Genomic DNA, 22,242 nt, shown 5'->3' on the forward strand with positions numbered 1-22,242 from the left:
GGCTTTCATTCGCCGGAGGGTGTGGTCAGTTCCGTCTCGTCAGTATCGACGACGAACACGGCGAGCAGCTTGGTGGGCTCAGTTGCACTGGCGTTCTCGCTGACGCCGTGACGGTCGCCCGGAAATTCGGAGAAGCCTTGGCCGGCGTAATAGGTCGTGACCGGCCCATCGTTGACCTTGCTGCGGATCGCTCCTTCAAGCACGGTCGCGTAGATGAAGGCCGATTTCGGGTGAGTATGTGCCGAGGAGGTGCCGCCAGGTGCATATTCGACCAATACAGCGCGCATGCTCTTGCCTGGCACGTTGGGTAGCGGCTGGTCGTAGACGAGCTTGACGTTCTCGCCAATCGTATCGTGGGCAAGTGCCCCGCTTGCGAGAATCGTTACGGTTGCTGCACTGCAGAGGATGGTCTTGATCACTGTCTGGCTCCAGTCGCGGTTTGATGTGATTTGGGGGGGCCGCCGGCCGGTGGGGAGGACAGCCGGCGGCAGGCTCTCGCTGGCGGTACGGCGTGAGCCTAAGACTTGACGAAAGCGAGAAGGTCGTTGTTCACCAATTCGGCATGGGTCGTGCACATGCCGTGCGGCAGGTTCTCGTAGACCTTGAGCGTACCGTTCTTCAGAAGCTTCGCGGACAAAGGTGCGGAATCCGCGAACGGCACGATCTGATCATCCGTGCCGTGCATGACGAGAGTTGGCACGTCGATGATCCTGAGGTCGTCGGTGAAATCGGTTTCCGAGAAGGCCTTGATGCCCTCGTAGTGCGCCTTGGCGCTGCCCATCATGCCCTGCCGCCACCAGTTCTGGATGACGCCCGGGATCGCTTTCACGCCCGGCCGGTTGAAACCGTAGAAGGGCACCGACGGGAAGTCGATATAGAACTGTGCCCGATTGTCGGCGAGCGACTTGCGCAGCCCGTCGAACACCTCGATTGGAAGGCCGCCAGGATTGGCCGGCGTCTTTACCATGATCGGCGGCACAGCGCCGATCATGACGAGCTTCGCGGTGCGCCCCTTGCCATGGCGGGCGACGTAGCGGGCCGCTTCCCCGCCGCCGGTCGAGTGGCCGATATGGATCGCGTCCCTCAATCCGAGATGTTCGATCACCGCCGCCGCGTCGGCGGCATAGTGATCCATGTCGTGGCCGTCGCTCACCTGCGCGGAGCGGCCGTGCCCGCGCCGGTCATGGGCGATGGTACGATATCCCTGGCTGACGAAGAAAAGCATCTGCGCGTCCCAGTCATCGGCGCTGAGCGGCCAGCCGTGGTGGAAGACGATCGGTTGAGCGTCTTTCGGACCCCAGTCCTTGTAGTAGATCTCAGTGCCGTCCTTGGTGGTAACGGTGCTCATGGTCTTGGGTCCTTTGTCTGGTCTGGGAGAGGGAAGGTCTTTCGCCCGCCCTGCTTGCGCGGGCGCAGCTATGGAGAGGCCGGTTGCCACGGTGGTGGCGAGTGCGCCTAACAAGATGTCTCGGCGCGATGCTCCGGCGGGGGAAGAAAAGTCGTCTTTCATCGGCTCGCTCTTTTCGCGTTGAATCTTGGCCCGCGTCATCGGACGATGCGCGGCAGCGGTAGATCAGTGTCGTGGGAGCGGGGCGTGGGTGAACCAGTCCTCGAAGCGGATCGCTCCGATGCGCGGATGATCACCGGGGACCAACGAGCTGTCATTCAGTTCCGTGCCGAAATAGCGCGCGTGGGGATCCCCGATCACTTTGCGCGGATCATTGGTCGCCTTCAGGAACCGCGCGACGAGATCGCTCATGCGGATCGGCTCAGGCCCGGCGATCTCGATGATGTCGTTGATCGGGGCGGAGAGCGCTACGTCCGTCATGGCGTCGGCGACATCGTCCGATGCGATCGGCTGAAAATAGGCAGACGGAAGGGTTACGGTATCGCCTACCGTTGCCGACTGGGCGATGCCGCCCAGGAATTCGAAGAATTGCGTCGAATGAACGATGGTGTAGGGAATTCCAGACTCCCGGATCAGCTTTTCCTGCACCATCTTGGCGCGCAGGTAGCCGCTATCGGGCAGGCGCTCGGCGCCCACGATCGAGAGTGCGATGTGATGCTTGACGCCGGCCGCCTTGCCTGCTGCGAGAAGGTTCCGGCCGGAGGTCTCGAAGAATTCCAGAACGGCCTTGTCCTCAAACGAAGGCGAATTTGCGAGATCAATGACAACCTGCGCCCCGGCGAGAGCTTCCGTCAGGCCTTCACCCGTGACGGTGTTGACGCCGCTGTTCGGTGAAGCGGCGAGCACTTCATGACCCTTCTTGCGCAGCCTCTCGACGGTCTTCGAACCGATGAGTCCTGTGCCGCCTATGATGACGATTTTCATGTCCAAGCTCCTGTCTTGCGTTCTGAATTGCGTTGCGGAACGGAATGCCGGCCGTTACGGGCTCTTCACCGAGCTGAGGCAGCGTCCTCGATGAGCGCGGCGACCTCGTCGGGATGCGAAACCATCACGGCGTGGGAAGCTCCCTCGACGATCACGGTCTTCACGGCATGCGCGCGTTCGGCCATGAACTTCATGACCGCAGGCGGGATATTTCGATCGGCCGAGCCATAGATTGCGTATGAGGGGATCGTCTTCCATGAGGCGGCACCGGATGGCTCCGCCAGAGCGGCTTTGGCTATGGGACGCTGGGTCGCCGCCATCAGGCCGGCTTCGGCCGACGGCACGTCGGCCGCGAACTGCTCGTGGAATTTTTCCGGCTGGATATAGAGGTCCTGGCCTCCGTCGGGCTGCGCCACTGGCAGAAGCGCGTCGCCCAGCGTGCTACCGGGGAATCTTGCCGAAAGCGTGAGGCTGGACTCGCCGGTCTCCGGCGCAAACCCGGCCACGTAGACCAGCGCCTTCACATTGTTCTTGCCGTTGGCTGCCTCGGTGATGACCGGCCCGCCATAGGAATGGCCGACCAGCACGACCGGTCCCGAGATCGAGCGGATGACGGCCGAAACCGCCGCTGCATCGCCCGCGACGCTGCGAAGAGGATTTGCCGCGGCGATGGCTGCATAGCCGTCCTTGTTGAGGTCGGCGATCACCGCGTTCCAGCTCGACGACTCGGCAAAGGCGCCATGCACCAGCACGATTGTCGGCTTGACCCGCTGGCCCGCGGGTTGAGCCATGGCGTCACCCGAAGCGGCAAACGCCGCGGTGAGCATCAGAATTCTCGTAATCCTTTGCACTTCCTTCTCCTTTGCGACCGGAACGCGACCGGTTGCAGGGGAGAATGCTTCGAGCCGGCATGCTTAACTATTCTACGGAGGCATCGGTCTTCCGATGCGAAGGTCTAGGGCGGATGCATTCGGAGACTGGGAGTCCTAGCCGAGGAGAGGCAGAGGCCAGCGCACGCTGCATCGATCGGTCAGACGATGAGGGTAAATGGGCAGGGCCGAAGCCGACGGCTGAAGAGCGAAACGCCACATGAGTGGCACAGGCCACACTGCTGGCGTTGACGGTCAGCAGTCGGACAAGCGGACGACCAACTCAGTAAAGTCCTGGCACCGATCGAACCCAACGATATCTGCGGCAGGACATATACCGCGGTATGGTCGGTCCTCTCCCTCGATCCAATCGATGGCTAAGGCCCGTCGAAATAGCGTCTTGGAGACAAAGGCCGCTACTGAACAGACGGGGCTGAGATGCTACACGCCGAGACAAAAGCCGACCCAGCGGGCGAGTATGTCCGTGACTCATCAGCCGAAGCCGCTCGGTACGAGCTGCAAACGAAAGCGCCGTCAGCTGGCACCATTCACGATCTGGGCAATCTAATCCAGATCGCGTTATCCGCGCTAAACCGCATCGCACGGGACCCTGGCGTCTCGGTTGCACCAACGCTTGAGCCCGTGATCGGCAGCGCCAGGACAGCCTTGCTGCGAGCCGGCGCGCTTGTCCGGGAGACGATAAGCAGGGCTCAACAGAGCCATAGCGAGGTCGAGGAAACCAACGTAAGTGCTTGCCTGACCGAGGTCGAGGCCCTCGTCCGGTGCGCCTGCGAGCCGCATATCCAGCTTGAGGTCCGCGTCGGATCCGCCTTGCCTCGCGCGAAATGCGATCGCTTGGGCCTGCAGAACGCGATCCTGAATCTCGTATTCAACGCGCGTGACGCAATGCCGGGCGGCGGTTTGATCTCGATCGACGCCGCCGCCGTTCAGGGCCGTGCCGCCCTTATCGAGCTTCGCATCGTCGATAGAGGTATCGGGATGACCCCGGAGACCGTTGCCCGTGCCTTCGAGCCATTTTTCACCACGAAGGGCAAGGGCTTAGGCGGCGTCGGCTTGCCGATGGTGAAGCACTTCGCCGCGGAGCACGGCGGAAGCGTCGAAATCGAGAGCGTCTTGGAGGTTGGGACGACCGTGATCCTGCGAGTGCCGGCTGCACCATCGGAACTCGACGCCGGGCAGACCGATCAATCTGTCTTGTGAGGCTGAGCGCTTGCAAACGGACACGAAGGCTACAGAAATACGCAAGAGCATCCTCCGTGCCGGTAGCAGGCGGTTGCGAGCGCACCATGGGCCAGATCCTCGCGGTATTCGCGATGATTTGATCTTCGCCGAGTCGCGCACCAGGCATGAAGTTCCGCCCCATCCATGAGGAAAGCGATTGTATTTATCCCGAACTAGGTGTTTCGCTCCGCGGGTTGACCATCGCTTCCTCCCTTCTTGTGAGCCCTGGTCTCGGTATCCAAAAGGCGTCCGAGCTGAATGTCGCGAAAAACCGTCTGAATGGCTTTGACTAGCGTGGATCTTGAGTTCGCGCGCCGCTGCTCTGGAGGGCCGCTTTCGCCTGAAGTTGATATGCTGGTCGCCAGTGCCGCCGCGAGATCTTCGGCCATTTCGGGCCGGGCGAGCAGCAAGGGAGCGAAGCTTTTCTGGTCAATTTCGTAGACTACGACATGGGTCAACGCTCGCAATGTCGAAGTCTCGCCGATGCCGGCCAGCAGACCAGTCTCACCAAAGAAGTCGCCGGGAGCGAGACGACCGATGTCCTGCATGCCGGCGTCGTCCTCGCCCAGTTGCCGGGCGACGATACCGGCTCGAATGATCATGAGCGACGGCAGCATCTCTCCCTGTCGTGCGATGATGTCGCCCTTTCGGTAGGTGCGAACCGAGGTCGTCGCGGCAAGGGTCTCCTGCTCGTCGTCCGTCAGCGCCGAAAAAATCGGTATGGCCCTTATCAGGTCAATCGGGGTGACGCTTGGTGGCCTCGCCGTCTCTTCAGTCGGCAGGCTGGTCACGGCGATCGACGAGGGAGGTGCCGCAAGCAGCAGGCCGGTGGACTTGGCGTGGCGGTAGACGAGATCGAAGACTTCATTCCGCGCTGCTATTCGTCGGCCAATATTCTCGACATGAACAAGCAGATCGATCTCGATCGCCACGGCATTCAAATCCCGAACAATGACCAAGGGCGGCGGTTCCTTCAGGATAGAGTTGCAACTCAGCAAGGCCGTATGCATCACATCCACGACGATGGCCGGCATTTTGGTGGGTGCGATTCTTATGGTGAAAGCAATTCCGTGGCTCTCGTCTGGTCTGCTCACATTGGTCAGCCCAAGCTTGGCCAGAAAGCTATTCGGAAGTGCAATGACGTTATGTGCCCAGGTGAGCACCTGGGTCGATCGCCAGCTTGTTTCCACAACCCGGCCTTCGGTGCCGTCACTCAAAACGATCCAGTCCCCAAGCCCGTAGGGGCGACCGAGGTTTAGTGCGATGCCCGAAAATACGTCGCTCAACGTATTCTGGAGGGCCAGTCCCAGGACGATGGCAAAGACACCTGAGGTGGCGATGAGGGTTCCGACCGGTACGCCAAAGACGAAAGCGAGGACCGATAGCAGCATTCCAACATAAACGACGCCGACGACGAGATCCTGCAGGAGCCGTGCCTCGCGTGGCTTCCCCTCGAAGACGAGAAAGATGCGGACGAAACCGATCAGCGCCCACGCGAGATGAACCCACCACAGCACTTTCGCGACCCCGAAAAGTATCGCTCGGGCAGTTGTCTCATCGCTCGGGGTCAGTTCGTAGGGGACGACGGCTCCGTCCAAAAGGAGAACCGACATTGTAAGGAAGAAGGCAATCTGAACGACCAGCCTTGTGTTGGGGCGACTCTGCGGAATGAGGTGCCAGACAACAATTCCGGCGACGCCCACCAGAGCCGTGTAGAGAGGGGGAGCGATCCACCAGTCCATAGCAAATCCCGTTCGGCCAAAACCTCAACCAAAGCTTCTAGTCCTGAACGCAACGAGGCCGCCCTAGGCCGCGCGCTCGCTTGAGCCGCTCGATCTGGAGGCGGCCCTATAGTTTGTCTAGCGCCCCCAAATACCCTGTCCGTATTTGTCGTTAGGCGTGACGGGCTTTCGTACCGCCTGACCCGCTTCATGCTTGGCATGTCCGTCGATCATCTTGATCGCGGAGGTATGCAATTTGTCGGCAGGAGTCGCCTTTTCCGACCCGTAGTGGTCGCTGCCGGCATGGGCGGTTCCGACAGAAACAGCAATCGAGGCGGCAGCAAGTGCGATGAGCTTCATTCTTCTTCTCCAATGTAGGACACTCCGCCCGAATGATAGGGAATAGGTCGTGGCCAAACGATCAGACGACCGCGTAGTTGGGTACATACGGAAGCATTGGAAGCACTGGCCGAAGACCAGGGAATGATCTCGCGGTTGATTGACTTCTTGCGGGAAAGCAGGGCTCAGCCTTCGAAGCTAAGCCCGTTGCCGTTTGATCCGACAGAGCCCGCCAAGGATTGACCGTGGCCAGCATCTCGGAGTTAGCCGGCGTCTAGCGCGGACTTGTCGCACGTGCAGCCTGTGAATCTCCCACCTAGGAAATCATAGACCAAGGTATCGAATGATTGCGTCTTCGGCGCGATGGCTAGCACCCCTTGAAGCTCGGCATGTTGGTCTCAGGCAATGTCGCGGAAGTTTCTTAGCACTCGCATCGCTCCGACCGTGCCAGCAACGCGGATCAGTCTGGTGGTCTCATCGATCGCTGGCAAAAGGGAACCGGATAAACTCGTGATTGGCGCGATCGGAGGGCTCGCGGGCATACGGGTCCTCACTCGCCGATTTGACCGGAAGGTTGCAGCACGATGCCACTCATGATTCGACGATTGGTAACCGGGGAACCGGCGCGCTCGGCACGACGTCCCGGATATCTGACTGCGATGCTTGTCCTGACTGCCGGGCCGCTCGTCTTTGGGATCGCCCTGTGGTTGGCCGGTCCGGCACAGGCGCAGGCGACCGTCCCGCCTGAAAAGGTCAAACAGCTATTCGAGCTTTTCGACGATCCGTCGGTGAAGGCCTGGATGGCCGAACAGCGAAATCGCGACGCCGCGTCGGCGGGAGCGCCTGCCGGGGCGGAAGCTTCGCCGGCCAACGCATCGTCCGACGCCGCGGCCGCACCTGGCCAGATGAATACCATGGCATCCTCGACGCTCGATCGGATCAAGCATCATATCGAAAGAATCGTGCGGACTTTGCCCCTGCTGCCAGGCCAGTTCGCGCGCGTTCGGGCAGCGACCATGGACGATATGTCCAGCAAGGGGTCGGCCGGCGTACTTTTGCTGATCGCGATGTTCATCGCTGCCGGCGTGGCGCTCACCTGGGCAACTTACAGGCTCACCCGTCCGTTTCGTCTTTGGATTATCGCGCAATCGAAGGATACGCCCATCGGACGAGCCAAGAAGATTGGCGGCCGCACGCTTTATTCCAGCCTGTTGATCGTCTCGTTCGCGCTGGGCAGCGCCGGCGCGTTCATGTTGTTCGACTGGCCAATGCTGATCCGCGAGATCGTGCTGACATTTCTGATGGCGGCAGTCGCCACAGCGGGTGTGCGCATGTACCTCGCGGCCATGCTCGTCCCATCCTTCATGCAGGTCGAGAATGCCGTCGAGGTTCGCGCTTTGCCGATCACCAACGAAGCGGCCGACCACTGGTTCTATTGGCTACCCCGAATCGTCGGCGTCTTCGCCTTCTTCGCCGCGGCATTCATCCTTTTGCCGGGTCTCGGCATCGACCGGGACGGGATGGCGGTCCTGTCGGGGGGCGCTGATTTCGTGCTGCTGGTGCTCTTGCTTATTGCCGTCTGGCGCCGGCCAAGAACACGGCGGGACGATGGGCACGGTCATACGGCAGCGACATGGTTGTTGACGACCTATTTCGTTGCTCTGTTCCTGGAGCGCATCGCCGGCCTGTACACGTGGTTCTGGTTTACCTTGGCCGCATTCGTCCTGCCTTTTGCAATCGTGCTGACGCAGCGCGGGGTCAATTTCGTCCTGCGGCCGGGTTCGGAAGATGCCGGCCGGCCTACGATCCCGGCGGTGACGATCGCTGTGATCGATCGCGGAATTCGGATGATCTTGATCCTGGCGGCGGCTTACCTTCTTGCGCGTGTCTGGGGTCTGGACATGCAGGCCATGCAAGGCAGCGATACGACGACCATGCTCATACTGCGCGGCCTGATCAATGTCATCGTCATTGCGCTTGCCGCCGATTTCGGCTGGTCGATCATCAAGGCCTTGATCGAACGAAAGCTGGGCATCGAAACGCCGCATGCGGTGATCGGCGAGGAGGACGTCCCTCCCCTCGATCCGCAGCAGGCGCGGCTGCGCACGCTCTTGCCCATCATCCAGAACATTCTGCTGGCAGTGATCGTCGTCATGGCGGTGCTGATGATGCTCGCCTCCGTCGGTATCCAGATCGGCCCGCTGATCGCCGGCGCCGGCGTCGTCGGCGTCGCAGTGGGTTTTGGCGCACAAACCATCGTCAAGGACGTGATCTCAGGCGTGTTCTATCTGCTCGACGATGCGTTTCGTGTCGGCGAATACATTTCATCGGGCAGCTACAGGGGTACGGTGGAGAGCTTTTCGCTGCGCTCCGTAAAGCTGCGCCACCATCGCGGGCCGCTGTTCACAATACCGTTCGGTGAACTCGGAGCCGTGCAGAACCAGAGCCGTGACTGGGTTACCGACAAATTCAACATCACCGTCGGCTATGACACCGACATCGACTTCGCTCGCAAGCTGATCAAGCGGATAGGCCTGGAGCTGGCGGAAGATCCCGAATTCAAAAACTGGGTGATCGAACCGATCAAGATGCAGGGCGTACAGGAGTTCGGTGAGTACGGCATCGTATTGAGGGTCAAGGTCACAACCAGACCGGGAGGTGCCTTCGCTATGAAAGGCCGATTCTTTTTACGCCTCCGCCAGGCCTTCAAGGAGCAGGGCATCGAACTCCCCTTCCCGACCGTCCACGTCGAGGGGCTGCAGAGCCCACATGGGGCAGAGAATGCGCCGTTGCAGATCACACCCGAGTTGAAACTGGCCGTCGCGCAGTCGCACACCAACCGGCGTAGGAAAAAAGCCAGCACAACGGAGTAGGAAAGTTGTGACACCTGCCGATCGTCAACCGGTTCCGCCCGCCCGGAAAATCCAGGATTTAAGAGCGTTGCTCTCGAGTCAAAATCGGACTCGGGCCGATGGAGGCAGCCGCGCGGACCGCCGGGCGCACGGACGACGAACCGGGAGACCGCCCCATGACCCGACATGGCATGATCCAGTCTCAAGTCGTAGGCGCACAGCCTCCGGCACCGGATCCACGCCTGTCCATGGTGATCATCAACGCCGACAGAGCCGCGCCCAGCCGCCCACCGTCCCGACAACACCGCGCGCAGGCGCAACGAAGCGGTCTGTCCGCATCCACCCCAGAGCTTCCCGACGGCGGTCGCGCCGTCGCCGACATCTGCAGAAATCCGAAATCCCCATAGCCATCGCCTGTGGCCCGCGGGTTCCTTCCTCGGGGACTTTCGTACGCCTGCCGGCGCCCGAAACTCTTCACGCAAGCAGACAGGCCGCTTTTGGGGTGATCGCAAACAAGCAGACCTGGCATCCGTCTTGATGCGGTCCGTCGGCCAGGAAAGCGAGAATCCACGACTTGCCGGGAGCAGGGCCGCGTGACTATTCGGCGGCTATTCTGACACCGGACTTGTTGGCGAGCAGAACCGTGATTTCATCAACCGCCTGCGCCGCCCGCTTTAGGATCAGTTCGGACCGAAGCACGCCATCGGTGAAGTCCTTGTCGGTCGCGTAGACGGCTGTCGGCAGCGCGAAAGCCTCGAAGAAGCCGAACAGCGGCCTCAGCTGATGCTCAACGATCAGGGCATGGCGCTCGCCGCCTCCGGTGGCGGTGAGAAGCACCGGTTTACCTCTCAACGCCGACGGATCGATCAGGTCGAAGAAATGCTTGAAAAGTCCGGTATAGCTGCCTTTGTAGGTCGGTGAGCCGAAAGAATCGGCGGCCCATAACTGGCCCAGAACGTTCTGGGCCGACAGAAATTTTCTCCAATAAAATCAAAGGTTATGGTGGGCCCGGAGGGACTCGAACCCCCAACCAAGCGGTTATGAGCCGCCGGCTCTAACCATTGAGCTACAGGCCCCACGCGGGCTGGCTTAGTGTTTTTCGCCGCCCGGCACAAGGCTTTCGAAAGCGCTGGCGGCAAACGCCAAAATCAGCCCATATTCGCTCCGTACAGCGGCGTGCGCGCCCATAAGGCGCGTGAACAGGTCCGAGCCTGCACCGCACTGCCGGGAGCCGACGCTTTTTCGAGTCGGGGCAGAGGCGGCAGGATACCGGATCGCAGATCTCGAGGAGTTTTCATGACCAGACATCTTTTGCCTGTCGCGCTGGCAGTCGCGATCGCGTTTCCGGCGCTGGCAAGCGCCGCCGACACGCAGCCGCCCCTGCGCATTGTTGTTTCGGGCGAAGGCGAGGCGACGGTGGCGCCCGACATGGCGATCCTGACGCTCAGCGTCATGCGCGAGGCAAAGACCGCGCGCGCGGCGCTCGATGCCAACAACGACGCCATGGCGGCCGTGATCGCGGCGATGAAATCGGCCGGCATCGCCGATCGCGACCTGCAGACGGCCGGCATCCAGATCAACCCGCGCTACAACTACACCAACAAGGCTGACGGCAGCCAGGAGGCCGAGCTCGTCGCGTACCAGGTGACGAACACGCTGTCGGTGCGCGTGCGCGATGTCGATAAGACAGGCGACATCCTCGACAAGGCGGTGTCGCTCGGCGTCAACCAGGGCGGCGGCATCGCCTTCACCAATGACGATCCGAAGGCCACCGTTATCGCGGCGCGCAAGAAGGCGGTCGCGGACGCGATGGCCAAGGCCAAGACGCTCGCCGAGGCCGCCGGCGTCAGCCTCGGCAGGGTGATCGAGATCACCGACCAGAACGTCGCGCCGGTGCCGATGCCGATGAACGCCAAGGCCTTCGATGCTGCCCGCGCCGCCGTGCCGGTGCAGGCCGGCGAGAATTCCTACTCTGTCCAGGTCACCGTCACGTTCGAGCTGAAGTGATCTCGGCCCGACCGGTGGTACGAAATCCAGCCACAAAAAACCCCAGAGGACGAATCCCCCGGGGTTTTTTCGAGCCACGCGCTTCTGACTGAGGGGGCTCCGCTACTCATAGGCGATCCTCGCAGAGGATCGTCCTCACGACCGACCTTCGCGAAAGGTCATGGCCAGGCCTCAGCGATAGATGATCGGGCAGCCGCGCTCGTTGGCGAACACCACCACCACGCGGTCGCCATACTGGCGGCCAACCACCTTCACCGTGCGGCGACTGATATCGACGATGCGGGCGCGATGCAGGCCCATACGCTCGGCCTTGTCGAGCGCGCGGTCCGGCGAGCAGCCGCGGCGGCGCCAGTCGCGATCGCGGCGGTAATATCCGTCATCATCATCACCGGTGTAGACACCGAAGCGCGGATCCTGATTGTTGCCGAAGCCGAGATAGAGGCTGTCCGCATGCGCCGGCATGGCGCCCAGCGTGCCAAGCCCGACAAGGGCCGAAAGGGCCGCCGCCTTGATCTGATTGAACATCGTCTCTCTCCTTGTTGTGGGCCTCTCGCCCCTTGAGCTGATGATTGGCGAACCAATGATTTTACAAAATGCCTTTTCGTGTCTGAACTTTCTGCGAACCGGCCGTTCATCTCCGGTTCATGTAAGCGCGAACCCGCAGGGTTCGTCGCTCGTCGTCAAAGCGCGAACCCGCCAGGGTTCGTCGTCAAAACGCGAACCCCTCGGATTCGTCGTCAAAATGCGAACCATCAGGGCTCGTCATCAAGTATGTAGTCAAAATAGTCGTCTGGCTCGGCCAGGTCGGTTTCCTTGGCCTTCACCCGGCCGCGAATCGAAATCCCGGCCTCATGCACGGTCTCGGCACTTCCCGAAACCAGCCTGTGCCACCAATAGAGATCGTGTCCCTCGGCGATCAGGCGGTAGGCGCAGGTCTTGGGCAGCCAGGTGATGGTGCGCACGTTCTGCGGCGTCAGCCCGACGCAATCGGGCACGCGCGACAGCCGGTTGGCATAGTCCGAGCAAAGGCATTTTTCGGCATCGAACAGCCGGCAGCCGACGCTCGTCCAGTAGATTTCGCCCGTATCCTCGTCCTCGAGCTTGGACAGGCAGCATTTGCCGCAGCCGTCGCAAAGCGATTCCCACTCGGCCGGGGTCATGGCCTCGAGTGTCTTGGTTTTCCAGAACGGTGCATTCATGCGGCAGGATTTGGCCCTCCGGGACCTCCCGGTCAAGCATCACTGTCACAGTGACCCAGTATCAACATTAGAAAAACACGAAATTGCCTTCAAAAGGCCGGCCCGGCATCCTTGGCTGGCAGCAATGCCCGACGGAACCAATTGCGGTTGATGAAAGTTTGGGCAGGGATGGGACCCCAGTAGGAGAAAATCGATATGAAACGCCAACCACGGATTCTGGCGGGTACGGCAATCGGCCTGCTTATGGCATCCGCGCCGTTGGGCGCGTATCCGCTGCAAGCCGATTTCGGCGCCTCGCGGGGGACGCCGTTTATTCTGGCGCAGTCAAACTGCGCCGAAGGCCAATCGGCGGAAGAGTGTGCGCAAGGTGGCCAGCAGGGAGCGGAGCAGCAGCCGAAAAAAAAGAAGCGCGAGCAGCAACAGCAGACGGAATCGGCCCCGGCCGAACAGCCCGCCGAGTCCGAGCAGAAGCCGCGCAAGAAGCGGCAGGAGCAGCAGCAGATGGACACCGGCCAGGCTGAGCAAGCAGCGCCGGCCGAGCAACAGCTCAAACCGCGCAAGAAACGCGAGCAACAGCAGCAGATCGAGGCGGCACCCGCCGACCAGGGCGGCGCGGCTGTGACTGATGAACAGCAGCCGCGCAAGAAGAAGCGCCAGCAGCAACAGACCGAAACCGCGCCGGCCGAGCAGCCCGCCGAACAGGCGGCACCGGCGACCGACGAACAGCAGCCGCGCAAGAAGAAGCGCCAGCAGCAGCAGACCGAAACCGCGCCGGCCGAGCAGCCGGCTGAACAAGCCGCGCCTGCGACCGACGAACAGCAGTTGCGCAAGAAGAAGCGCCAGCAGCTGCAGACCGAAACCGCACCGGCCGAGCAACCTGCTGAACAAGCCGCGCCCGCCAACGACAACACGCCGCAGGACAAGCTGCGCAGGAAGAAGCAGAAGCAGCAGCAGACGGAGACCGCCCCGACCGAGCAGGCACCGAAGACCGAAGTCCCTGCCGGCGAACCGGCGCAGCAGGCCGAGCCGCAGCAGAACAATCAGCAAGCTGCGCCGGCCGAGGGCGAGCAGCCTCTGGACAAAACAAAGAAGCGCAAGAAGGCTTTCGGCGAGCAGCCCGGCACCGGTCAAGCGGTGACGGGAGAGCAACCTTCGACCAAGCAGCCCTCCGGCGAAGGCCAGACAACCACCGGAGGCCAGCCCGCAACCGGCGAGCAGCCGGCTGAAGGCGGCGCGAACGCCGGCACTGCCGCGCAGGGCCAAGCGCCTGCCAACGCCAATGAGGCTCCAATCTTCGACAGCCAGAAGGACGTCGTTCGCAAGCGCAAGGGCCGCCAGCCGGCCGGCCAGAACGAGGTCGGCAGTGAGCAGGGCGGCAACCAAGCTGGGCAGCAAGGCGGCAATCAGGCCGAGCAGCAGGGCCAGCAGGCGCAGAGGCCTGCGCCGGTCGATCAGGGCCCGCCGCCCACAGACGACAAGGCCGCCCAGCAGTCAATCCAGCCTGAGAAGCTCGTTCCGGTCACCGAGGAAAAGGGCAAGCGGATCGAGCTTACGCCCGAGCAGGTTGTCCGCGAGCGCCAACGGCCGCAGGGCGCGGACGTGGTGAAACAGCTTGGCGACCGCGTGATCGTTCAGTTCAACAACCAGACGATCGTGGAAAGCAATGAGGCGCCTCGCATCACCCGCGGAGCACGGGATGTTTACTACGAGGATCTTTCGGGCGGCCGCACCCGCGAAATCGTCGAGCGCGACAACGGCATCCAGATCGTCACCATCCGCAACCGCAATGGCGATGTCATCAGGCGATCGCGCATCATGCCGGATGGCCGCGAATATGTGTTGAGCTATGTCGACGAACGCTACTACAACGATGTCGACGAGTGGCGCGATCCTGGTGACGATCTGCCGCCGATGCGGCTCGACATCCCGCGTCGGGACTACATCCTGGATTCGGAGGAAGTCGAGGATCCGGACGAGTATTACACCTTCCTCGAACAGCCGCCGGTGGAGAGGGTGCAGCGCCTCTACTCGATCGACGAGGTCAAGCGCTCGGCCCGCGTGCGCGATATCGCCCGCCGCATCGATCTCGACACGCTGAACTTCGATTTCGGCTCGGCGACGATCTCCGACACCGAAGTGCAGAAGCTCGAAGGCGTGGCCACCGCCATGGAAAAACTTCTGAAGAAGAACCCGGCGGAAACCTTCCTGATCGAGGGCCATACCGACGCCGTCGGCACGCCGGACGCGAACCTCGCGCTATCGGATCGGCGCGCCGAGGCGGTGGCCGAAGCGCTGACCAACGCTTTCGGCATCCCGGCCGAGAACCTCACGACGCAGGGCTATGGCGAGGAGTATCTCAAGGTGAATACGCCTGGCCCGAACCGCGAGAACCGCCGCGTCGCCATCCGCCGCATCACCTCGCTGGTGGCGCCGGTGGCGAGCAACAACGAGCAATGATTTCAAAATCCTGACCCGATTTTCGGAATCAGAGCAAGAAGACGAGGCCCGTCCGGATCCGGACGGGCCTTTCTCTTGAAAATTCAAGAAGAATTGTCCCGTTTTGTCCCGCCGCGCTCATTGAATCGCCGCATTCCGGCACCCAGATTCCAGACAGGGCGTTCCCTGCCCTGTCCCGACTCCAGCGGGACACGTGAGCCCCGCCGGCGCCCCTCTCCGGCGGGGTTTTTTCTTGAAAAGAGAGCACACCTGCCCGAAATACGGCCGAACTCCAGACAGCAATTCCAGGAAACTGCGCAGCGGTTTTCCGTCCGGAATTGCGTAAAGACAAATAATCAGAGCAAAGCCGACCGGAGCACTTCATGAAGCGTCTCGAACTCGCCATCGAATCCGTCATCCTTGCCTCGCGCTGGCTGCTGGTCGCCTTCTATCTGGGGCTCGGCGCGGCGCTGGCGACTTACGCGCTCTCCTTCGGCAAGAAGCTGTACGAGTTCGTCATGAGTGTCTTCACGCTCGGCGACACCGACACGATCCTGAAGATGCTCGGCCTGATCGACGCGGCCCTTGTCGCCTCGCTGGTGGTGATGGTGATCATCTCGGGTTACGAGAATTTCGTCAGCCGCTTCGACGAGCAGGACGGCGAGGTCCACTGGCTCGGCACGATCGACGTCGGATCGCTGAAGGTCAAGGTCGCCTCGACCATCGTCGCGATCTCGTCCATCCACCTTTTGCAGGTGTTCCTCAACCATGCTTCCTACACGACGGATCAGCTGATGTGGTTGACCATCATGCATCTGGCCTTCGTGATTTCGGCGTTGATGCTTGCCTATATCGACCGGGTGATGGCTCTGGCAAAAGGCAAGAAGGCCGAGATGTAGAAATACGCAGGGCTTGTCAGCGTGAAGCCACGTTGATACCATCTATTGGTATTGGAGCTTTAGCCGTGCCCAAAAACACGTCCGTTACCCTTGGCGATCAGTATGACGCTTTCATCCGGCGGCAGGTTGAAAACGGCCGCTTTGGCTCTGCGAGTGAAGCTGTCCGCGCAGGCCTTCGCCTCCTCGAAGAGCAAGAACTGAAGCTCGAGCAGCTCCGCGCCGCTATCGACGAAGGAGATATGTCGGGCAGTCCCGAGCCATTCGACATCGAGGCGTTCCTCAAGTCTAAGACCCGTGGATGAAACGAGAGGTCCGATTCTCGCCGAAGGCGAAAGCAGACTTTGACGGCATCTGGAATTACTCACTGGACCGATGGGGCGCAGAGCGGGCCGAGGCCTACGTCCGCTCGATCCATTCTGTTCTCACCCTGATAGACGAGTTTCCGGCAATAGCGCGAAACGCCTCGGATGTCAGACCTGGCCTGCTGAAATATGCTGTCGGCTCTCACGTGGTGTATCTGCGGATGAACGAGCAATCCATTGACGTTGTGCGTATTTTGCATCAACAAATGGACTATCCAAAACACCTTTAGAACGTCCGCGTTATCTTCGTTTCCGAATTGGCGAACACTTCGTCCGGCACGAAGAAATCGCCGGCAAGCGATCCTTTGGCCCCAGGCGCATAGACCGAAAAGTCCGTGACGCCTTCGGCACTCAGCACCTCCTCGTCGATGTAGAAATTGCCTGTCGCTTCGCGCGACGGGCGCATGAAGATCGCATGCGCGGCGTCGGCCATGATGTCGGGCGAGCGGCTCATCGCCGCCACCGTCGCGCCGCCCAAGAGATTGCGCACGGCCGCCGTGTCGATGGTCGAGATCGGCCACAGCGAATTCACCGCGATACCGTCCTTGGCGAACTCGGCGCTCATGCCCAGCGTGCACATCGACATGCCGAACTTGGCCATCGTATAGGCGACGTGGTTCTTGAACCATTTGGCCTTCATGTCGAGCGGCGGCGCCAGATTCAGGATGTGAGGATTCTTTGCCAACTTCAGGTGGGGAATGCACATTTTGGAGACCAGGAAGGTGCCGCGCGTGTTGATCTGGTGCATCAGATCGTAGCGCTTCATGTCGGTCTCCAGCGTGCCGGTAAGCTGGATGGCGCTGGCATTGTTGACGCAGATGTCGATGCCGCCAAACCGCTCGACAGTCTTTGCCACCGCATCGGCGACCTGGGCTTCGTCGCGGATATCGCAGAGCACCGGCAGCGCCTTGCCGCCGGCCTGCTCGATCTCCTCGGCCGCGGTGTAGATCGTGCCCGGCAGCTTGGGGTGCGGCTCGGCGGTCTTGGCGGCGATCGTCACATTGGCGCCGTCGCGCGCCGCGCGCAGCGCGATTGCCAGTCCGATACCGCGCGACCCGCCCGAGATGAACAGCGTCTTTCCCTTGAGCGACATCCTTCGCCTCCCTCTTCATGCGGGAGGCAACTTGCGCGGGGGATGGGCGTGGCGCAAGGCCTTAGGCGCCAGAACGAGATTACGCTGCGTCGTCCCGAAAACAGGGATGCTGCGAAGCTAGACCAACACCAGCCCCTGTCGCATCGCAATGGCGATGGCATCGGTGCGGTTGGCGGCGCCAAGCTTGATCAGGATCGCGGCGACATGAAATTTCGCCGTGTGCACCGAAATGTTCAGCCGCCGGGCAATCACCTTGTTGGGAGCGCCTTCCGCCAGCAGCGCCAGCACTTCGGCCTCGCGCGGCGACAGCGCCGCGCGAGGCTGGTTGTCGTCAGGGGCCTCGTCCTCGGAAAGTTCGCCGTGGAAATCGCCATGAGCCTCTGACGGCCCTGCCCTGCTGATGCGATAGCCGGATGCCGCCAACCGCAAGGCTGCGGCGATCAGCAGGCCGTCGGCGGAGGCAGGCAGCGTCGCAAGCACATTGCCGGCCGACCGTTCGTGGCCGGCGCGCCGCGACAGCAGCACGCATGGCGTTGCCGGGCTCACGGCCCGGCTTTCCAAGGCAGCCTCGTCGACCAGGGCGACGTCCGCCGTTTGACCCACGCTGCTTCCGGCAAGCACCGGCAGCAGATCGTCGCTCGCCGCAAGCGCGTCGGCCAGTTGCTCGGCGCGCTCAGCGTCGCCGAGCGCGATCAGCACCGTCAGCCGGTGGCTTACCGGCTCCGGTCTCGCGATCGTCTGCGCTGCGCTGGTTGCCATGGACCCTCTCAGCTCAGCGGCTTCTCGCCGATGGTGATCGAGACGTCGCGCTCAGCGCCGCCGCTCAGGATGCCGAGCGTCACGGCCGTGCCGGCGCTGTCCGGCCCAAGCCTGCGGATCAGCTCGCGTGGTCCGCGCACCGCTTCGCCGTTCCAGGCAACGATGATGTCGCCGACATGCAGTCCGGCGGCTTTTGCCGGACCGCTGTCGTCGAGGCTCATCACCATGGCGCCATGCATGTCGCCATTGCGGATCGGGTGCAGCCCGGCACCGAGATAGCCGCGCGCGACATGGCCTTTCTCGCGCAGCGTCGCCACCGCCCGCTCGATCGTCTCGTAAGGCATGACGAGTGCCCGCCGGCGCGGCCCGAACAGCAGCATGCCGATCAGGCCGCCCTTGGCATCGAGCACCGGACCGCCCTCGAAGCGGCCGCCGGTGTTGATGGCGAGATTGATGCGCCGGTCGATTGTGCCGCCGCGCATCGAGCGCCAGGCAGGCCCGACCTCGCCGACCGTGCCGAACACCGCAAGTGCTGCCCCTTCGCTGTTGCCGACGGCGATCGCCACATGGCCGGGACGCACGGCGGCGGCCTCAGCCAGTTGCGGCAAACCGGCGGCGGAAGCCGGCTTCAGCAGCGCAACGCCCGTCGAAGGGTCGCGGCCGACAAGCTCGGCCTTCACGGTTTCGCCCGAGGCCAGCGTCAGCTCGATCTCCTCTCCGGCCTCGACCGCTTCCTCGGCGGTGACAAAAAAGCCATCGCGCCAATGGAAGGCGCTCGCTGTGCGGTGGTGATGGGTGGCAAAGCTCGCCAGCGCCGGCGCGGCGGTCGCCGCGACATCGGCAATGGCATCGGAAAAGGCACTGAGGTTGAAGTCGCTCATATCGATCATCTCCTGGGTTTCTGTGACCCAGATATCGCTCCATGGCGCGCCCGCGGATACTCGCCTGACGGCTAGTCGGCGGCCGGACTGGCCATGTGGTCAGGTCGCGGCGCCTGAGGCCGCTCCGCACATATAGTGCGTGTCGCCCAAAAGTGCCGCGCGGTTTTGGGGCAACGACACGCACACAGGAAAAAAGTCGTTTCGCCAGATCACATGAGAGCCCCGCCGATGGCCTTCGCTGCCGAAAAACTCCAATCCGATGACGCTTTGCTCGACGCCTATTCGGCGACGGTCGCCGACGCGGTCGATCGCATCGGCCCGGCCGTCTGCCGCATTGAGCGCATCGGCGGCGCCGGCGGTCATGGCTCCGGTTTCGTCATCGCGCAGGACGGACTGGTCGTCACCAACTTCCATGTCGTCGGCGATGCGCGTGCCGTGCGTGTCACTATGCCCGACGGCGCGGCGCGCGACGGCCGCGTGCTTGGCCGCGATCCCGATACCGACATCGCGCTGGTACGCGCCGACGGCAGTTTTGCCGATGTCGCGCCGCTCGGCGATTCCAAGCGTCTGCGCCGCGGACAGATCGCGATCGCCATCGGCAATCCGCTCGGCTTCGAATGGACGGTCACCGCCGGCGTCGTCTCCGCGCTCGGCCGTTCGATGCGCGCCTCGACCGGCCGGCTGATCGACGACGTCATCCAGACGGATGCAGCCCTCAATCCCGGCAATTCCGGCGGACCGCTGGTGTCGTCGGCCGGCGAGGTGATCGGCGTCAATACGGCCATGATCCACGGCGCGCAGGGCATCGCCTTCGCGGTCGCCTCCAACACCGCCAACTTCGTCATCTCCGAGATCATCCGCTTCGGCCGCGTGCGCCGCGCCTTCATCGGCGTCTCTGCCGACACCACCAACCTGCCGCGCCGCGCGGCACTCTTGTCGCAGGTGACCACGAACACGGCGGTGCGCCTGCGCAGCGTCGAGAAGAATGGTCCCGCCGCGAGGGCCGGCCTGCGCGAAGGCGACATCATCGCCGCCATCGACGGCCGGCCGGTCACCGGCGTCGACGACCTCGTGCGCATGCTGGATGCCGAACGCATCGGCCGCGAGACGCTCTGCACCGTCGTGCGCCGCACCGGGGTGAGCCAGATGGTGGTGACGCCGGTGGCGCGGAGCTGAGCTTATGCAGGCCTGACGATCCGACCGAGCAGCGACACCAGCCTTCTTGCCAGTTCGCCAGTCGGGTCGAGGTCCGGGTCGAAGATCGTCATGTCCATGCCGATGCAGCGCCGGTCCACCGCCAACGGCGACAGCATGGCCACGAGATCATCGGGATCGATGCCGGGACTGCCCGGCGAATCCACGGCCGGCATCACCGTCTGGTCGAGCACGTCGACATCGAGATGCAGCCAGCAGGGGCAATCGGCACGCGCCAAGGCTGCGCTCGTCTTCTCCAACACCGCTACCGCGCCCATTTCCCGGGCCGTGAAGACATCGATGCGCGTGATCGGGGTCGCATTGATGTCGGCCCAGGCAAAGTCGGGATCGCGGCTGTTGCGCTCGCCGATCTGCACCACGGCCTCGTCCGCGACGAGCGGACCGGCAATGCCCGGCCATTCGGTGAGCAGCGCCTCGCCGCGCCCGGTGGCCAGAGCCAGATCCATGCCGGCGGCAGAGCCGAGCATGGCATTGACATCGTAGTTGCCGGGATGGCGGAAGTCGCTATGGCCGTCGGCATGCACCAGCGCGACGGGACCCGATCGCCTCGCAGCCGCCAACGCGCCCAGCAGCAGCGAGCAATCGCCGCCGATGACCAGCGGCCACTCGCCTCGCCCGATCGCTTTGGCGACAACATCCGCCAGTTCGAGCTTGAAACGGCGGATCGCATTGCCGTTGCGCAGCCGGGTGCCGGGCTCCGCTTCGGCGCTGTAGGCCGGTCGCTCGAGATCGACGACGGCGACTGGCGCCAGGGCTTCGACCAGCCCGGCCAGAGCCTCGGGCCCGCGCCATGTGCCGGGCACGTGACCCGGCCGCAAGGGTCGCAGACCGAGATTGGAGGGGGCACGAATAAGGCGGATGTCACGCATGCGACAGAATCCCGGTTCAACACTCTCTGCAGCATAGGTCGCCGCGAAGGGTGCCGACCATATAGCCGGAGCCAATGCAGACATCTGCTGCCAACGGGAAGCTCAGGCTCCCGCCGCGCCGTCGGCATATTGTGCCAGGAACTCTTCACTCTGCGCCGCCCTGCTGGCGCTCATGGACGGTTTGTCTCCGGCCCCTCTTCCGTCCAGACGCCCGGCTCCATCTCGTTGAAACAGCCGAGCTGACGTTTGAATTCGTCGATCAGCCAGGACGCTGCCGGCTTGGGACTGCGGTCATTGCGGTGCATGGCATAGAGCGGCGAGCGCACCTCGCGATAAGGCTCGAGATCGAGCTCGACCAGCCGGCCGCTGGCGAGATCGTCGGCAATCAGCCAGCGTGGCAGGCCGCCCCAGCCAAGCCCCTCGCGCATCAAGGCGTGCTTGGTGCGCACATCCGTCAATCGCCAGGTGCGATAGGCAAAGACGCCATAGTCACGTCCGCGCGTCCGCTCCGACTGATCGGAGACGACGAGCTGGATATGCTCGCGCAGATCCTCGACCGCAACAGGTTTCGGCAGTTTCGCCAGTGGGTGGTCAGGTGCCGCCGCCGGCACCATCGAGGTGAAGCCGATGCGCAGCAGATTGACATCGGCTTCGCCTATCAACCCGCCAAAGCCGAGATCCGATAGGCCATTGACGACCTGATCGACGATCAGGCCGAGCGAGCCGATATAGAGCCGCAGCATCACCGCCGGGAATTGTGACTCGAAGGCCTTGAGGACCCGAACGAGCGCCGGCGAAGGCAGCGCCACGTCGACCGACACGGTCACTTCCGCCTCCAGTCCCTGCCGGTAGCCGTCGGCGCGCGAGCGGATGCGCTGCAGGACGCCGATCATGCGCCGCGCGTCCTCCAGCATGGCCTTGCCGACATCGGTCAGCTGCGGCTCGCGCATCCCTTCGCGCTCGAACAGTTTCAGGCCGAGCTGCGCTTCGAGATTGGCAATGCCGTAGCTCACCACCGACTGCGCCCGGTTGAGCTTGCGCCCCGCGGCCGAGAAGCTGCCGGTGTCGGCCACCGCCACCAGGATCTGCAATTGGTCGAGCGTCGGATTTGGTTGCATGATCAATCCATATTCTAGATGGATACCATGCAAATTATACCGGTTTTCC

Annotated in this window: 22 protein-coding genes, 1 tRNA gene and 1 pseudogene; 8 read left to right on the forward strand and 16 right to left on the reverse strand. The window is 62.8% G+C overall.

Features of this window, described 5'->3' with window-relative positions; all coding sequences use genetic code 11:
- Positions 1-5 precede the first annotated feature (5 nt).
- The 4 genes from RFN30_RS18925 to RFN30_RS18940 form a co-directional block, all read right to left on the reverse strand.
- Positions 6-419, reverse strand: coding sequence for a cupin domain-containing protein (locus tag RFN30_RS18925; protein ID WP_320263600.1), 414 nt, complete (start codon positions 417-419; stop codon positions 6-8).
- Between the two features lie 98 nt (positions 420-517).
- Positions 518-1,510: an alpha/beta fold hydrolase gene (locus RFN30_RS18930; RefSeq protein WP_320263601.1), complete on the reverse strand. Its 993-nt coding sequence runs from the start codon at positions 1,508-1,510 to the stop codon at positions 518-520.
- A 63-nt stretch (positions 1,511-1,573) separates the two neighbouring features.
- Positions 1,574-2,332, reverse strand: coding sequence for an SDR family oxidoreductase (locus tag RFN30_RS18935; RefSeq protein WP_320263602.1), 759 nt, complete (start codon positions 2,330-2,332; stop codon positions 1,574-1,576).
- A gap of 65 nt (positions 2,333-2,397) precedes the next feature.
- Entirely contained in the window at positions 2,398-3,159 is a 762-nt protein-coding gene (locus RFN30_RS18940; RefSeq protein ID WP_320263731.1) for an alpha/beta fold hydrolase, read from the reverse strand.
- A gap of 480 nt (positions 3,160-3,639) precedes the next feature.
- On the opposite strand from RFN30_RS18940, the gene RFN30_RS18945 reads away from it, so the two are divergent.
- Positions 3,640-4,422 (forward strand): sensor histidine kinase, encoded by a 783-nt coding sequence (locus RFN30_RS18945; protein ID WP_320263603.1) that lies wholly within the window; start codon positions 3,640-3,642, stop codon positions 4,420-4,422.
- A gap of 194 nt (positions 4,423-4,616) precedes the next feature.
- Here the strand turns inward: RFN30_RS18945 and RFN30_RS18950 are convergent, their stop codons facing one another.
- Positions 4,617-6,185, reverse strand: coding sequence for a mechanosensitive ion channel family protein (locus RFN30_RS18950; protein ID WP_320263604.1), 1,569 nt, complete (start codon positions 6,183-6,185; stop codon positions 4,617-4,619).
- 117 nt (positions 6,186-6,302) lie between these two features.
- On the reverse strand, positions 6,303-6,524 hold the full coding sequence (locus tag RFN30_RS18955) for a DUF680 domain-containing protein (RefSeq protein WP_320263605.1): 222 nt from the start codon (positions 6,522-6,524) through the stop codon (positions 6,303-6,305).
- 638 nt (positions 6,525-7,162) lie between these two features.
- Between RFN30_RS18955 and RFN30_RS18960 the strand changes: the two genes are divergently transcribed.
- A complete protein-coding gene (locus RFN30_RS18960; RefSeq protein ID WP_320263606.1) occupies positions 7,163-9,376 on the forward strand; it encodes a mechanosensitive ion channel family protein in 2,214 nt (737 codons plus the stop codon).
- A gap of 576 nt (positions 9,377-9,952) precedes the next feature.
- Here RFN30_RS18960 and RFN30_RS18965 read toward each other — a convergent pair.
- Positions 9,953-10,321, reverse strand: a pseudogene (locus tag RFN30_RS18965) (NAD(P)H-dependent oxidoreductase); the annotation flags it as partial.
- A gap of 34 nt (positions 10,322-10,355) precedes the next feature.
- Positions 10,356-10,431, reverse strand: a tRNA-Ile gene (locus RFN30_RS18970).
- 220 nt (positions 10,432-10,651) lie between these two features.
- On the opposite strand from RFN30_RS18970, the gene RFN30_RS18975 reads away from it, so the two are divergent.
- On the forward strand, positions 10,652-11,362 hold the full coding sequence (locus RFN30_RS18975) for an SIMPL domain-containing protein (RefSeq protein ID WP_320263607.1): 711 nt from the start codon (positions 10,652-10,654) through the stop codon (positions 11,360-11,362).
- Between the two features lie 171 nt (positions 11,363-11,533).
- Here RFN30_RS18975 and RFN30_RS18980 read toward each other — a convergent pair whose 3' ends face one another.
- The 3 genes from RFN30_RS18980 to RFN30_RS18990 all read right to left on the reverse strand — a co-directional run bounded on the left by RFN30_RS18980 (position 11,534) and on the right by RFN30_RS18990 (position 13,356).
- A complete protein-coding gene (locus RFN30_RS18980) occupies positions 11,534-11,887 on the reverse strand; it encodes a hypothetical protein (RefSeq protein WP_320263608.1) in 354 nt (117 codons plus the stop codon).
- Between the two features lie 227 nt (positions 11,888-12,114).
- Complete coding sequence (locus RFN30_RS18985; RefSeq protein ID WP_320263609.1) at positions 12,115-12,561, reverse strand: YcgN family cysteine cluster protein; 447 nt, start codon at positions 12,559-12,561, stop codon at positions 12,115-12,117.
- A gap of 324 nt (positions 12,562-12,885) precedes the next feature.
- Positions 12,886-13,356 carry a hypothetical protein gene (locus RFN30_RS18990; RefSeq protein WP_320263610.1) on the reverse strand — a complete coding sequence of 157 codons (471 nt, stop codon included), beginning with the start codon at positions 13,354-13,356 and terminating at the stop codon, positions 12,886-12,888.
- Between the two features lie 27 nt (positions 13,357-13,383).
- On the opposite strand from RFN30_RS18990, the gene RFN30_RS18995 reads away from it, so the two are divergent.
- The 4 genes from RFN30_RS18995 to RFN30_RS19010 all read left to right on the forward strand — a co-directional run bounded on the left by RFN30_RS18995 (position 13,384) and on the right by RFN30_RS19010 (position 16,488).
- A complete protein-coding gene (locus RFN30_RS18995) occupies positions 13,384-15,018 on the forward strand; it encodes an OmpA family protein (protein WP_320263611.1) in 1,635 nt (544 codons plus the stop codon).
- A gap of 362 nt (positions 15,019-15,380) precedes the next feature.
- Entirely contained in the window at positions 15,381-15,896 is a 516-nt protein-coding gene (locus tag RFN30_RS19000; RefSeq protein WP_320263612.1) for a TIGR00645 family protein, read from the forward strand.
- Positions 15,897-15,961: 65 nt separating this feature from the next.
- Positions 15,962-16,198 carry a type II toxin-antitoxin system ParD family antitoxin gene (locus RFN30_RS19005; RefSeq protein ID WP_320263613.1) on the forward strand — a complete coding sequence of 79 codons (237 nt, stop codon included), beginning with the start codon at positions 15,962-15,964 and terminating at the stop codon, positions 16,196-16,198.
- On the forward strand, positions 16,195-16,488 hold the full coding sequence (locus tag RFN30_RS19010) for a type II toxin-antitoxin system RelE/ParE family toxin (RefSeq protein WP_320263614.1): 294 nt from the start codon (positions 16,195-16,197) through the stop codon (positions 16,486-16,488). Before RFN30_RS19005 ends, RFN30_RS19010 begins: the two co-directional genes overlap by 4 nt.
- On the opposite strand, the gene RFN30_RS19015 is transcribed toward RFN30_RS19010, so the two are convergent.
- The 3 genes from RFN30_RS19015 to RFN30_RS19025 form a co-directional block, all read right to left on the reverse strand.
- A complete protein-coding gene (locus RFN30_RS19015) occupies positions 16,485-17,351 on the reverse strand; it encodes an SDR family oxidoreductase (protein ID WP_320263615.1) in 867 nt (288 codons plus the stop codon). The two genes, RFN30_RS19010 and RFN30_RS19015, sit on opposite strands and share 4 nt — an antisense overlap.
- A 117-nt stretch (positions 17,352-17,468) precedes the next feature.
- Positions 17,469-18,110 carry a helix-turn-helix transcriptional regulator gene (locus tag RFN30_RS19020; RefSeq protein WP_320263616.1) on the reverse strand — a complete coding sequence of 214 codons (642 nt, stop codon included), beginning with the start codon at positions 18,108-18,110 and terminating at the stop codon, positions 17,469-17,471.
- A gap of 8 nt (positions 18,111-18,118) precedes the next feature.
- Positions 18,119-18,991 (reverse strand): S1C family serine protease, encoded by an 873-nt coding sequence (locus RFN30_RS19025; protein ID WP_320263617.1) that lies wholly within the window; start codon positions 18,989-18,991, stop codon positions 18,119-18,121.
- 228 nt (positions 18,992-19,219) lie between these two features.
- On the opposite strand from RFN30_RS19025, the gene RFN30_RS19030 reads away from it, so the two are divergent.
- Positions 19,220-20,167 (forward strand): S1C family serine protease, encoded by a 948-nt coding sequence (locus RFN30_RS19030; protein ID WP_320263618.1) that lies wholly within the window; start codon positions 19,220-19,222, stop codon positions 20,165-20,167.
- A gap of 2 nt (positions 20,168-20,169) precedes the next feature.
- Here the strand turns inward: RFN30_RS19030 and RFN30_RS19035 are convergent, their stop codons facing one another.
- Together RFN30_RS19035 and RFN30_RS19040 are read right to left on the reverse strand one after the other, a co-directional pair.
- Positions 20,170-21,075 carry an arginase family protein gene (locus RFN30_RS19035; protein ID WP_320263619.1) on the reverse strand — a complete coding sequence of 302 codons (906 nt, stop codon included), beginning with the start codon at positions 21,073-21,075 and terminating at the stop codon, positions 20,170-20,172.
- A gap of 170 nt (positions 21,076-21,245) precedes the next feature.
- Positions 21,246-22,193: a LysR family transcriptional regulator gene (locus RFN30_RS19040; RefSeq protein WP_320263620.1), complete on the reverse strand. Its 948-nt coding sequence runs from the start codon at positions 22,191-22,193 to the stop codon at positions 21,246-21,248.
- Positions 22,194-22,242 lie beyond the last annotated feature (49 nt).

It is taken from the genome of Mesorhizobium dulcispinae (assembly GCF_033977345.1).
Lineage (GTDB): Bacteria > Pseudomonadota > Alphaproteobacteria > Rhizobiales > Rhizobiaceae > Mesorhizobium > Mesorhizobium dulcispinae.

Excerpts from the sequence above, each read along its gene's own strand:
- RFN30_RS18935 (WP_320263602.1), bottom strand. The coding sequence starts at position 2,332 with ATGAAAATCGTCATCATAGGCGGCACAGGACTCATCGGTTCGAAGACC.
- RFN30_RS19010 (WP_320263614.1), top strand. The coding sequence starts at position 16,195 with ATGAAACGAGAGGTCCGATTCTCGCCGAAGGCGAAAGCAGACTTTGAC.
- RFN30_RS18975 (WP_320263607.1), top strand. The coding sequence starts at position 10,652 with ATGACCAGACATCTTTTGCCTGTCGCGCTGGCAGTCGCGATCGCGTTT.
- RFN30_RS18950 (WP_320263604.1), bottom strand. The coding sequence starts at position 6,185 with ATGGACTGGTGGATCGCTCCCCCTCTCTACACGGCTCTGGTGGGCGTC.
- RFN30_RS19000 (WP_320263612.1), top strand. The coding sequence starts at position 15,381 with ATGAAGCGTCTCGAACTCGCCATCGAATCCGTCATCCTTGCCTCGCGC.
- RFN30_RS18955 (WP_320263605.1), bottom strand. The coding sequence starts at position 6,524 with ATGAAGCTCATCGCACTTGCTGCCGCCTCGATTGCTGTTTCTGTCGGA.
- RFN30_RS19020 (WP_320263616.1), bottom strand. The coding sequence starts at position 18,110 with ATGGCAACCAGCGCAGCGCAGACGATCGCGAGACCGGAGCCGGTAAGC.
- RFN30_RS19015 (WP_320263615.1), bottom strand. The coding sequence starts at position 17,351 with ATGTCGCTCAAGGGAAAGACGCTGTTCATCTCGGGCGGGTCGCGCGGT.
- RFN30_RS18930 (WP_320263601.1), bottom strand. The coding sequence starts at position 1,510 with ATGAAAGACGACTTTTCTTCCCCCGCCGGAGCATCGCGCCGAGACATC.
- RFN30_RS18960 (WP_320263606.1), top strand. The coding sequence starts at position 7,163 with ATGCTTGTCCTGACTGCCGGGCCGCTCGTCTTTGGGATCGCCCTGTGG.
- RFN30_RS19030 (WP_320263618.1), top strand. The coding sequence starts at position 19,220 with ATGGCCTTCGCTGCCGAAAAACTCCAATCCGATGACGCTTTGCTCGAC.
- RFN30_RS19040 (WP_320263620.1), bottom strand. The coding sequence starts at position 22,193 with ATGCAACCAAATCCGACGCTCGACCAATTGCAGATCCTGGTGGCGGTG.
- RFN30_RS18980 (WP_320263608.1), bottom strand. The coding sequence starts at position 11,887 with ATGTTCAATCAGATCAAGGCGGCGGCCCTTTCGGCCCTTGTCGGGCTT.
- RFN30_RS18985 (WP_320263609.1), bottom strand. The coding sequence starts at position 12,561 with ATGAATGCACCGTTCTGGAAAACCAAGACACTCGAGGCCATGACCCCG.
- RFN30_RS18945 (WP_320263603.1), top strand. The coding sequence starts at position 3,640 with ATGCTACACGCCGAGACAAAAGCCGACCCAGCGGGCGAGTATGTCCGT.
- RFN30_RS18940 (WP_320263731.1), bottom strand. The coding sequence starts at position 3,159 with ATGCTCACCGCGGCGTTTGCCGCTTCGGGTGACGCCATGGCTCAACCC.
- RFN30_RS19025 (WP_320263617.1), bottom strand. The coding sequence starts at position 18,991 with ATGAGCGACTTCAACCTCAGTGCCTTTTCCGATGCCATTGCCGATGTC.
- RFN30_RS19035 (WP_320263619.1), bottom strand. The coding sequence starts at position 21,075 with ATGCGTGACATCCGCCTTATTCGTGCCCCCTCCAATCTCGGTCTGCGA.